The sequence below is a fragment of the Leeuwenhoekiella palythoae genome (genome assembly GCF_020310025.1).
GTDB lineage: Bacteria > Bacteroidota > Bacteroidia > Flavobacteriales > Flavobacteriaceae > Leeuwenhoekiella > Leeuwenhoekiella palythoae.
The window spans coordinates 1,148,826-1,160,787 of the sequence record NZ_CP084318.1 but is presented as its reverse complement, the minus strand read 5'-3'; the positions used below and the strand labels follow the sequence as shown (position 1 = coordinate 1,160,787).

The following is an 11,962-nucleotide window of genomic DNA, read 5'->3' as shown; positions in this document are numbered from 1 at the left end:
TAGAAATGCAAAAACCTAATGAACGACTCAAAAATCAAACGGCTATAGTTACCGGTTCCAGTACGGGGATTGGAGCAGCTGTCGCACTTGCCTTAGGAAGAGATGGGGCTAATGTGGTGGTCAATTATCACTCTTCTGAAGAAGAAGCTCAAGAAGTCGCAGATCAAATCAATAAGGAATCGCTTTGCGGAGAAGCAATCATAGTTCAATGTGATGTAAGTAAGGAAGAAGAAGTGCAGGCGATGTTCAAAAAAACCATTGAAAAATTCGGCACCGTAGATATTCTTGTTGCCAATAGCGGACTCCAGAAAGATGCAGCACTTCACGAGATGACATTAAAAGATTGGCAAACGGTTATTGATGTGAATCTCACCGGGCAATTTTTATGCGCCCGAGAAGCCATCCGCGAATTTATGAGACGTGGGATGCGTGAAGACGTGTCAAAAGCGCTGGGGAAAATCATACATATGAGTTCTGTGCATCAGGTGATTCCTTGGGCAGGTCACGCAAATTACGCTGCTTCTAAAGGAGCATTAAAAATGTTGATGGAAAGCATCTGCCAAGAATATGCACCTTTAAAAATTCGTTGTAACAGTATTGCTCCGGGTGCGATAAAAACCGATATTAACAAGGATGCTTGGGAAACCGAAAGCGCTTTACGAGAATTATATAAGGTTATTCCATACAAGCGTATTGGAGTACCTGAAGATGTAGGCGATACAGCGGCTTGGCTAGCTTCAGATGAATCAGATTATATTAATGGTACGACGCTATTTGTAGATGGCGGTATGACGTGCTATCCAGGATTTACAACAAATGGGTAAAAAAAATACAGTAGAACAAAAACGCCTAGATGCACATTACGCAGGGCAAGAAGACTGGTTACATTGGGGGCCTTATTTGAGCGAAAGACAATGGGGAACGGTAAGAGAAGATTATAGTCCGCAAGGTGATGCCTGGGGCTATTTTCCGCACGATCACGCACGAAGTAGAGTTTACCGTTGGGGAGAAGACGGCTTAGCCGGATTTACTGATAGGTATTGTAATGTATGCTTTGGTTTGGCGTTGTGGAACGGTAACGATTCCATTTTGAAAGAACGCCTATTTGGTCTTACCGGCCCCGAAGGAAATCACGGTGAAGACGTCAAAGAACTTTATTATTATCTGGAGAATACGCCTACGCATTCTTATATGAAGCATTTGTATAAGTACCCGCAGGCAAAATTTCCATACGGAGATTTGGTGCGCGAAAACCAAAAACGCAATCGTAAAGAAGCCGAGTTTGAACTTATAGACACCGGAGTTTTTAAGAATGATGCGTATTTTGATGTAGTTACAGAATACGCAAAAGCAGGCCCGGATGATATTTGTATCAAAATTTCGGTAACAAATAGGAATTCTAAAAAAGCTGAATTGCACGTGTTGCCGCAGCTATGGATTCGTAATTTCTGGAGTTTTAGAGATATGCCTTTTAAGCCTTCGATCACTAAAAATGAGGGTGATAAACATTCAGTACACGTTAAGCATCCGTACACGGGAGATTATAATTTCTACTTTGAGAAGCCAGATCAGCTGTTGTTTACAGAGAATGAAACCAATGATGAACGCTTGTATCTTCAGCCTAATGATCATCCTTATAAAAAGGACTTTTTTCATACAGCAGTTATTAATAAAAATTTCCGCCTTGCGAAAAAGAAAGAGGAAGGAACCAAGTTTGCTCCTTATTACAAACGAAAATTAAAAGGAGGTGAGACCGTCGTCTTCAAAGTACGTCTCACCACCGAAACCCTAACCGAAGCATTCTCGTCTGATTTTGATGCGTTATTTACTCAGCGCTATGAAGAATGTGTTGATTTTTATGAAGGTGTAAATCAAATTGAAAATGCCGAAGCTAAAGGGATTCAGCGGCAGGCATTTGCCGGTTTGCTTTGGTCAAAACAATACTACAATTATGAAGTAGAGCAGTGGATCAAAGGAGATCCCAAGGTTTCTACACCGCCCGAATCGCGAAAATCTGGGCGCAATAGCAACTGGAAAACACTACGGAATCACGACATCCATCTTATGCCAGATAAATGGGAATACCCGTGGTATGCAGCTTGGGACAGTGCATTTCATTGTATCACGATGGCCTATGTAGATCCTGAGTTTGCTAAGAAACAATTGCTGCTATTTACTAAAGAATGGTATATGGCGCCTAACGGGCAGATCCCGGCGTATGAGTGGAATTTTAGTGATGTGAATCCGCCTACTCAAGCCTTTGCCGCGCTTCAGATTTTTAAAATCGAGCGCGATACGGTAGGTAAACAGGATATAGATTTCCTCAAACGCATATTTAATAAATTGTCGCTCAACTTTACGTGGTGGGTGAATCAAGAGGACCGTAGACAGAACAATGTTTTTCAAGGAGGTTTTTTAGGACTTGATAATATTGGGGTTTTTGATCGCAGTAGCGGGATACCGGGTAATGCGCATCTTGAACAAGTTGATGGTACTTCGTGGATGGCGTTGTACTGCCTAAATATGCTTGAAATAAGTATCAAAATTGCTTTTGAAGATCCTTCGTACGAGGAGATGGCGACGAAGTTTTTTGGGCATTTTATTTTTATTGCCGAAGCACTTAACAAGCTCAATGAGGATTATGAAGGCACTTGGGATGAAGAAGAAGGCTTCTTTTATGATAAACTGGTGTTTGAAGATGGAACCTTTCAGCCTATAAAAGTGCGGTCTATCGTTGGGATTATGTCGCTTATTGCAGTGCTGCATATCAGTAAAGAAACCCTAGATCGTCTACCCAATTTTAAGTATAGTGTCAATTGGTTTAGAAAGTATCGACAGGCCAATTTAAAATATCAGGTGATTCAAGAATTTTCAGAAGATTCAGACTTGCTTTTGGCGTTAGTGCCTAAAGAACGTGTTGAAATTATGCTGAAAGCGGTTTTTGATCAAAACGAATTTTTAAGCGATCACGGCTTGCGCTCGTTGTCTAAAATTCACGAGGAGATCTATAAAATCGATATCAACGGAACCAATTATGAAATCAAATATGAACCGGCAGAATCTGAGTCGTCAATGTTTGGAGGAAACTCTAATTGGCGCGGCCCTGTATGGATGCCGTTCAATTACTTATTTGTAACTGCCATAAAAGAATTTAGAGATTATTATGGCAAAGACCTAGAAGTAGAATACCCTACAGGCAGCGGAAAGATCTTAGGCTTGAATGAAATTCGTAATGATTTAATGAAGCGATTACTGTCGCTTTTTCAAACAGATGAAGAGGGAAATCGTCCTGTAAATGCACAGTATGAAGAACAGTACAAAGATGCAAACTTTAAAGATCTGGTGATGTTTTATGAGTATTTCCACGGAGATACTGGAAGAGGGATTGGAGCTTCTCATCAAACCGGTTGGACCGCGCTTATTGCCAATATGATCAATGAAATTTATTAGTTTTATGGCTAAAGATGTTTTTAAGAAGTCATTTATTCTTTTTTCAATACTATTTACAATGCATGCACTGAATGCTCAGGATTTTAAATTCACTAAAGATCACGATGCTTTGCTGGTCAAAGATTTAGAAAAGTCAGCTCAATTTTACAGCACTATTTTAGGTCTTCCGGAAATTTATAATGCAGGTTTGGGACCAAAGTTTAGATGGTTTGCTCTAGATAATAAGGTGCAAATTCATTTGATCGAGAGTGAAGATGATTCCTTTACACCGCACAAAGGCGTGCATTTAGCACTAAATGTGGATGATTTAGATGGCTTTATGGCATTTCTAAAACAAAAGAATATTCCTTTTGAGAATTGGCCCGGTGAACCCGGTGTTACAAATATGCGTCCAGATGGGGTGCGGCAAATCTATTTAAGAGACCCCGATGGGTATTGGATAGAAATAAATACAAATACGCTATAGCATGGATTTTTACCTCATCACTGCGATCTTAGTGGGTTTAGCGGCTGCTTTTGGATACATCAATGTACGTTTCTTAAAGCTCCCAAATACCATAGGCTTAATGCTGATAACCTTGTTATTTACTTTGGCGGTTTTGGCCTTAAGCGCAGTTGATGATACTTTATTAGAAGCCGAAAAAGAAATTATTAGCAATATTGATTTTGAAAAAGTACTCCTTGATGGAATGCTAAGCTTCTTACTCTTTGCGGGAGCATTACATACTAATTTTGAACAGTTGAGGTTGCAGCGTTGGCCGGTTATGGTTTTTGCGACTGTGGGTGTTTTAACCTCTACGTTTTTAGTGGGTGGCGCACTTTATTATGTGTTGATGCTTCTAGGTTTTGACATCAGTTTTATCTACTGTTTACTTTTTGGAGCGTTGATATCACCTACAGATCCCATTGCGGTTTTAGGAATTTTAAAACAAGCCGGTGCGCCTAAGAAGTTAGAAACTAAGATCGTTGGAGAGTCTTTGTTTAATGATGGTGTTGGGGTGGTTGTATTTTTGACCTTATATAAAATAGCAGGGTCAACCGAAGCTGTCACTACCACTGATATTCTAGAATTATTTGGGCTTGAAGTATTAGGAGGTATTGCTCTTGGCTTAGCATTAGGCTGGGTTGCCTATAAATTGATGAAATCCATTGATGATTATGATATTGAAGTTATTATCACTCTTGCTGCGGTAATGGTGGGTACTGTGATCGCGCAAAAATTGCATATGTCTGCGCCGCTGGCGATGGTTACCGCCGGTCTTGTGGTTGGTAATGACACAGTGCGTAAAACAACAATGTCAAAACAAACCGAAACCTATGTTGACAAATTTTGGGAGCTGATAGATATATTACTCAACACCATATTATTTGTCTTAATTGGGATGGAAATGCTGGTGCTCACATTTGATACCAGCGCTTTATTTGCGGGCTGTATTGCTATTCCTGTAGTGCTGCTGTGTAGATATATTTCGCTTTTACTACCTATAAACTTTTTTGAAAAACACCTCAATTTTGTACCGCGAACCGATGTGATAATGACGTGGGGCGGCTTACGTGGCGGGATTTCTATCGCACTTGCATTGAGCTTAACACAAGAAATGCATCGAGATTTATTCTTAGTAATTACCTACGTTATCGTTGTTTTCTCTATCATCGTTCAAGGTCTTTCAGTGGGCGCGGTCATTAAACGTTTAGGTGTGAGTGAAACTGCTAATGCTGCAGAACCTTCAGGTCATTAGGTTATTAGCTGTTCAAATTCAGTTCTTCTTTAGATTAAAACGCTTCAATAGATTCCTTTTGCGCTGCTTTATTATTTCTGATAGTATTTGAACGAATTCTTTTTTTGAAAAATGATTATTTTTAATAATAATTATACGTATTATTGTACAAGTATTATTGATGGAAATTAATAGTGGTTTGTTGGATGATTGAAAGTAATTCAATTTAAAATTACGTGAAGCTTTCCGCCGAAATTTTTTAAAAAGAAAACAGTCAGATTGGGTTTAGGGACTCGTTCTTTATAGAACATTAGATCTGGCTACTAGCCTCCGAAAGGAGGCTTTTTTTATGCCGAAGTTTGATGAGTCTATTCGGCGCGTTCTAAACCTTCTTCAATGCGTTCTTCAACTTCTTCTTCGATCTCTTTTTCAACTTCAGGCGGAGAGATGGGTTTACCATTTTCTAACCAAAAAGAGAAGAACATAGGGTAATGATCAGAGCCAATATGGGGCAGGCGCATCATTTTATCTACGGTCACATTAGTAGAGTGAAACAAGTGATCTATAGGAAATCTAAGATACCAGTAATCTGCGTGAAAAGTAGGGAAGAGTCCGCGACCGATGCGTGGGTCTATAAGCCCGGTGACTTTTGCAAATAATTTGCTTACGCGAGACCAGACCACATCGTTTAGATCACCGCAAACAATAATGGGGTGGTTATCTTCTAGAATGCGCACCGCTTTACCTACGATGAGTAACTCGGCATCACGTTCTTCAGAGGTTTCATTTTCGGTGGGACTAGGCGGGGCAGGATGCACGCAAATGAGCTCAAGTGGAGTTGAACCGCCGTGATGCACTTTAGTGAAAATTGAAGGGACATCCTTTTCGACCAAATAATTCACCTGCGTTTCAGAAAGTTCGTATTTACTATACAAATGCATTCCGTAGAAATTATCAAGCGGAACCCGCACAACGTTAGGATAATCTTGTTCGATTTCGCTTAAACCCTCTTCCCATTGTTTATCGGTTTCCATAACCAGTAATAGATCGGGCTTGTGCAGGTGCACCTGCTCTATAAGTTTTTGGTATTCTCTATTGGTTTGTAGCACGTTAGAGCTGAGTAAACTTATTTTATTAAGGTTTGCCGTGTTTTTGGGTTTCTTGCTTTGGCGCGGAAAAAAGCTGGTGTACGGAAAAACCACATAAAGTTGAAAAACTAAGGTAATGGCGAGACTGATGAGCACCACATATTGCCAGGGTGCTTCTGGGTATTCAAGCCAAAGGAGTAGCCCGAGTACAATAATTTGTAAAACAGAAGTTTGTACACGAATGAAGTCCCAGCCTCTAATAATCCAATGCGTGCCTTGCGTTAAAGGTAGTAAAGCGATGATGACCAGAAAGATAGCAAAGGCATATAAAACCATGGGGTATTAGTTTGTGAGTTGCTGAAAAAGATGTTCTAATGAAGTATTTTTTTTATTGAGCTGAAGGATTTTCAGCCCATTATCGTGCGCAAAATCAAAGAGCACGGCACGCTTGTCTTGCTGCGTGTTGAAGGTGATCTCATAAACAAAGCCTACGGGATTGGCAACGTGCGTAACCCGATCAAGTTGTTGAAAAAATTCAAGCTCCACGCGGTAATCAAATTCAACCACTATGATTTGATCACTTCCAGATTTCAGTTCGTCTAAACGCTTATCGGCAACAATTTTACCTTTATTAATGATGATCACACGATCGCAAACGGCTTCAACCTCTTGCATAATATGAGTAGAAAGTAAAACCGTTTTTGTTTTTCCGATACGTCTTATTAATGCGCGAATTTCTCGTAGTTGATTAGGATCTAAACCTGTCGTGGGCTCGTCAAGGATTAAAACTTCAGGATCGTGAATCAGTGCTGCGGCTAGCCCTACGCGCTGCTTATAGCCTTTACTCAGTTGTTTTATTTTTTTTGAGATTTCAGGCTGCAATCCGGTTAAAGCTATGACTTCATCTATTCGAGACGTAGATATCTTGTTCAATTCTGCATGCAGCTTTAAGTATTCCCTAATGTACATTTCAGGATAAAGCGGATTGTTCTCTGCTAAATATCCCACACATTTACGCACCGCCAAAGGTTGCTTTTCTGTTGAGTAGGTATTTACCGTAGCCTCGCCTGAGGTAGGTTTTAAAAAGGTGGTTAAGATTTTCATCATAGTGCTTTTTCCGGCACCATTGGGTCCTAAAAAACCGGTGACTTCACCTTTGTTTACAGAGAACGATAAACCATCTAAGGCTTTCTGCGAACCATAATTTTTGGTAATGGTTTCTACATTAATAGACATATTGCAAGAATTGGAGAAGGTTTAAAAGTTAAAAGTACACATTTAGCCTGCAGCCTTTTGTTTTTAAAACCTTAAAATTTATAAGATCAAGTTCGTGCGAGGGTTGGAGTGAAGGAGTTGTAATGTATTTTTTAATCAAATGCCTAAATATGGGGTCTATATTTTGTCATGTTTAAATAAAATCAAGGATTGCTTTAATATGTGTAAAAATTAGCGGCTTTGAACCGAGTTCCTATTTATTTATTTACTTTAGCAGCATAATTAAACAAGAGCATGTCTAACGTACTTTACTTTTATAACCGCTATTACTTCTTTTTCTTCTGGAAAGAGATGGGACCGCTATAGAGTAATGTATAGTATTACAATATCATATAGGGTCCCGATTTAAAAAATCGGGACTTTTTTTGTTATAAACCGAAGTTAACCAGTTGAAACATAAAGTAGCCATACAAGGAATTAAAGGGTCTTTTCATCATAAAGTCGCTCAGGATTTTTTTAGTGAAGACGTTGAGGTGATTGATTGCAACAGCTTTCAAGACCTGGTGAATCGTCTGATTAAAGGTGATGCGACAGATGCTGTTATGGCGATCGAGAACTCTATTGCAGGAAGCATTATTCCTAACTACGCTTTACTCGATCATCATAATTTGAATATTGAAGGAGAGCGCTACTTGGCTATAAGTCAGAATCTGATGGTGATGCCGGGTCAAAAGCTTGAAGATATTCGCGAGGTGTGGTCGCATCCTATGGCGCTTTTGCAGTGTAAGGAGTTCTTTAAAGATAAAGAACACATCAGGTTGGTAGAAGATGACGATACCGCAGGTGCCGCGAAACGCATTGCAGATGGAAATCTGAAAGGAATTGGTGCTATTGCCGGTACTACGGCGGCTTCAATTTATGGTTTAGAGGTGATTGCGCACGATATTCAGACGATTAAAGACAATTCAACACGCTTTTTTATACTGAATACTAACGGACGTACAGAGGCAGATGTTCCCGATAAAGCTTCGGTTAAATTTTTGACCGATCACAAACGCGGAAGCCTCGCTGCAGTTTTGAATGTGATGAGTGATTGCAGACTTAATCTGACCAAGATTCAGTCGCTTCCGGTAATTGAAACGCCTTGGAAATATTCGTTCTTCGTTGATGTGACTTTTGAGGATTATGCAGATTTTGAAAAGGCTAAAAAACTATTAGATATTATGGCTGAGGAATTTAAAATTCTGGGTGAATATAAAAACAGAAAATCATGATTATAGCATCGGCTAACAGGCTAAACCAAACTTCTGAGTACTACTTTTCCCGTAAGCTAAAAGAAGTGCGTGCTCTTGCAGCTGCCGGGAAACCTATAATCAATATGGGAGTTGGTAGTCCAGATTTACCGCCGCCTCCCCACGTGATTAAAGCTTTGACGAGTTCGCTGGTTGATGCTCCTGCGCATCAATATCAGAGTTATAAGGGACTTCCTCAGCTTACTGAGGCTATGGCAGATTTCTATCAGAAACGATATGCAGTAACGCTAAATCCGGAAGAAGAAATTCTACCCTTAATGGGTTCTAAAGAAGGTATTATGCACATAAGCATGGCGTTCTTAAATCCGGGAGATGAGGTGTTGATTCCGAATCCCGGATATCCAACCTATACTTCGGTAACGTGTTTGGTAGAAGCTGAGCCGGTTTATTACAATTTGGATGCTTCAAACAATTGGATGCCTGATTATTCAGCTCTGGAAAAAAGAGATTTGAGTAAGGTGAAATTAATGTGGGTAAACTATCCGCATATGCCTACAGGAGCTAAAGCGACTACCGCCGACTTTGAGAAATTGGTAGCATTTGCAAAAGCAAATAAAATTCTCTTGGTAAACGACAATCCATACAGCTTCATTCTTAATGAAAATCCGCAGAGTATTTTAAGCGTCGCGGGTGCAAAAGAAGTGGCTATTGAGTTGAACTCTTTGAGTAAGTCATTTAATATGAGCGGATGGCGCGTTGGGATGTTGCTCGGTGCAGTAGATTATGTAAGCACGGTGCTTACTGTAAAAAGTAATATGGATAGCGGAATGTTCTACGGAATTCAAAAAGGAGCCGCTGCCGTACTGACTGAAGGAGAAGCCTGGTTCAGCGGCTTGAACGAAATTTATGAAAAGCGCCGCGAGCAAGTTTGGAAGCTGGCTGATTTGCTGGGATGCACTTACGATAAAAATGCAGCTGGAATGTTTGTTTGGGCAAAACTGCCCGAAGGAGCAGGAGATGCCGAAGCCTTTATCGATGATATTTTGATCAATAAAAGCGTGTTTATCACGCCGGGAAGTATTTTTGGTTCGCGAGGAGCCGGGTACATTCGCTTTTCACTTTGTGTAACCGAAGATAAAATTAAAGAAGCCATTGGAAGATTTTAAAAACATATTCGTTCTGGGTATCGGACTCATAGGTGGTTCGTTGGCGCGTGATTTAAAACGGGTGTTGCCGGGAAGTACGATCTATGGTGTTGATAGCAACGACGATCATCTGGATGAAGCCGTTGGTCTGGGCGTGATTGATCATTCGGCGCGCTTTGAAGCGATAAACCAAGCCGATTTAGTGATCTTGGCGATTCCGGTAGATCAAGCCAATTTGTTTTTACCACCAGTTTTAGATGCGATTGCACCTAACGCTTTGGTGATGGACGTAGGTTCAACTAAAGGCAGTGTGTGTGATGCGGTTCAAGATCATCCTAAGCGCGATCAGTTTTTGGCAGCGCACCCGATTGCAGGAACCGAATTTTCAGGACCATCGGCAGCGATCGAAAATTTGTATAAAAACAAGACTATGATTCTATGCGAGGTTGAAAAAACCCGTGAAGATCTATTGGCAAAAGCTATGCAGATTTTTGAGGCATTGCCCATGCAAATTCGGTATATGAATCCGCATTCGCATGATAAGCATATTGCTTATGTGTCGCATTTATCGCACATCAGCAGCTTTATGCTGGGGAAAACCGTAATCGAAAAGGAGAAAAACGAAAAAGATATTTTTGATATGGCAGGCAGTGGATTTGCTTCCACAGTACGCCTGGCAAAAAGTAATCCGGCGACGTGGACGCCTATTTTTAAAGAAAATAAGGCTAACGTCCTGGAGAGCTTAACCGAATACATCAATAATTTAACGCATTTCAAAAATGTTCTAGAAGCCGAAAATTATGAAGAGGTTTTTAATGAAATGCACAATACAAACCACATAAAATCAATACTTAAAGGATTATCGTAATCAGCTAAAAGCTGTAAATTTGTTGAATATGGAAAATAAGAAAGAACTTAGAAACTGGTTAGACGCTTTCAATCTGGATCATCCGCTTGTAATCGCAGGTCCTTGTAGCGCAGAAACTGAAGAGCAAGTATTAAAAATTGCTCACGAGCTAAAAGACACAGATGCTACTGTTTTTAGAGCAGGAATCTGGAAACCACGTACCCGCCCGGGAATGTTTGAAGGTGTGGGAGCGCTAGGTTTGAAATGGCTTCAGAAAGCTAAAGAGGAAACCGGGATGCTTACAACTACCGAGGTTGCAAATCCTAATCACGTAGAGCTTGCGTTAAAGCACGATGTAGATATTCTATGGATTGGTGCGCGTACCACTGTTTCTCCTTTCAATATTCAAGAAATTGCTGAAGCGCTTAAAGGAACAGATAAAACAGTTCTTATCAAAAATCCCGTGAATCCTGATCTAGCTTTATGGTTAGGGGCTGTGGAGCGTTTTTATACGCAGGATGTTAAAAATCTTGGTGTGATTCACAGAGGTTTCTCAACCTATGAGAAAACCCGTTACCGAAATAATCCAGAATGGCAAGTTGCTGTTGATTTACAAAACCAGTTTCCGGACCTTCCATTAATTTTAGATCCATCACATATTGCCGGGCGTCGTGATATTATTTTTGATCTATGTCAGACCGGTCTTGATCTTAATTACGACGGAATTATGGTCGAAACCCACTACGACCCAGACAATGCATGGAGTGATGCTAAACAGCAAATCACACCGGCTACTTTGGTGCAGATTATGAAAGATCTAAAAATTCGTAAAGAAGAAGGTACTGCTGCAGAATTCAATAATAAATTGAATACGCTGCGTACACAGATCGATGTTGTTGACCATCAATTGATCGAAAGTTTAGGAAAGCGTATGAAGATCGCTGATGCTATTGGTGAGCTTAAAACTGAAAATAACGTTGCGATCCTTCAGTCTAAACGTTGGAATGAAATTTTAGGCGCAATGATCTTAGAAGGTGAGAAGCACAACTTGAGCGAAGAATTTATTCTACGTGTATTCAAAGCGATTCACCAAGAGTCTATCAATCACCAGAAGAAAATTTCTAGAATGGAAGAAGCTTAGGCTCTTGCATAAATTTTATATAGAAACGGCGCTCAGGGAGCGCCGTTTTTTTTGAACCGCCAACAGGTAAAATACCCCCCCCGATTCTTACTTTTCGGTGTTTTT

General features: G+C 40.3%; 10 protein-coding genes. 8 read left to right on the top strand and 2 right to left on the bottom strand.

All coding sequences use genetic code 11. The annotated features are described in order from the left end of the window. Nucleotides 1-5: 5 nt before the first annotated feature. From LDL79_RS04900 to LDL79_RS04885, 4 genes are read left to right on the top strand one after another with little or no spacing between them, the layout of a single operon-like run. Nucleotides 6-824, top strand: coding sequence for an SDR family oxidoreductase (locus LDL79_RS04900; RefSeq protein WP_225599385.1), 819 nt, complete (start codon nt 6-8; stop codon nt 822-824). Next, nucleotides 817-3,450 carry an MGH1-like glycoside hydrolase domain-containing protein gene (locus tag LDL79_RS04895; protein ID WP_225599384.1) on the top strand — a complete coding sequence of 878 codons (2,634 nt, stop codon included), beginning with the start codon at nt 817-819 and terminating at the stop codon, nt 3,448-3,450. The genes LDL79_RS04900 and LDL79_RS04895 overlap by 8 nt, the downstream gene beginning before the upstream one ends. Continuing rightward, complete coding sequence (locus LDL79_RS04890) at nt 3,437-3,916, top strand: VOC family protein (protein WP_225599383.1); 480 nt, start codon at nt 3,437-3,439, stop codon at nt 3,914-3,916. Before LDL79_RS04895 ends, LDL79_RS04890 begins: the two co-directional genes overlap by 14 nt. 1 nt (nt 3,917) lies before the next feature. Continuing rightward, on the top strand, nt 3,918-5,189 hold the full coding sequence (locus tag LDL79_RS04885; RefSeq protein ID WP_225599382.1) for a cation:proton antiporter: 1,272 nt from the start codon (nt 3,918-3,920) through the stop codon (nt 5,187-5,189). 347 nt (nt 5,190-5,536) lie between these two features. Here the strand turns inward: LDL79_RS04885 and LDL79_RS04880 are convergent, their stop codons facing one another. Next, nucleotides 5,537-6,592 carry an endonuclease/exonuclease/phosphatase family protein gene (locus LDL79_RS04880; RefSeq protein ID WP_225599381.1) on the bottom strand — a complete coding sequence of 352 codons (1,056 nt, stop codon included), beginning with the start codon at nt 6,590-6,592 and terminating at the stop codon, nt 5,537-5,539. Nucleotides 6,593-6,598: 6 nt separating this feature from the next. Beyond that, a complete protein-coding gene (gene gldA, locus LDL79_RS04875) occupies nt 6,599-7,492 on the bottom strand; it encodes a gliding motility-associated ABC transporter ATP-binding subunit GldA (RefSeq protein WP_225599380.1) in 894 nt (297 codons plus the stop codon). Nucleotides 7,493-7,920: 428 nt separating this feature from the next. Here gldA and LDL79_RS04870 point away from each other — a divergent pair, with 428 nt between their 5' ends. Genes LDL79_RS04870 through LDL79_RS04855 form a run of 4 tightly spaced genes read left to right on the top strand, consistent with a single transcriptional unit; the run spans nt 7,921 to nt 11,857 of the window. Next, nucleotides 7,921-8,745 (top strand): prephenate dehydratase, encoded by an 825-nt coding sequence (locus tag LDL79_RS04870; RefSeq protein ID WP_225599379.1) that lies wholly within the window; start codon nt 7,921-7,923, stop codon nt 8,743-8,745. Next, nucleotides 8,742-9,890: a pyridoxal phosphate-dependent aminotransferase gene (locus LDL79_RS04865; RefSeq protein WP_225599378.1), complete on the top strand. Its 1,149-nt coding sequence runs from the start codon at nt 8,742-8,744 to the stop codon at nt 9,888-9,890. The genes LDL79_RS04870 and LDL79_RS04865 overlap by 4 nt, the downstream gene beginning before the upstream one ends. Then, nucleotides 9,877-10,737: a prephenate dehydrogenase gene (locus tag LDL79_RS04860; RefSeq protein ID WP_072983257.1), complete on the top strand. Its 861-nt coding sequence runs from the start codon at nt 9,877-9,879 to the stop codon at nt 10,735-10,737. Before LDL79_RS04865 ends, LDL79_RS04860 begins: the two co-directional genes overlap by 14 nt. A gap of 28 nt (nt 10,738-10,765) precedes the next feature. Next, a complete protein-coding gene (locus tag LDL79_RS04855) occupies nt 10,766-11,857 on the top strand; it encodes a bifunctional 3-deoxy-7-phosphoheptulonate synthase/chorismate mutase type II (RefSeq protein ID WP_072983258.1) in 1,092 nt (363 codons plus the stop codon). Nucleotides 11,858-11,962 lie beyond the last annotated feature (105 nt).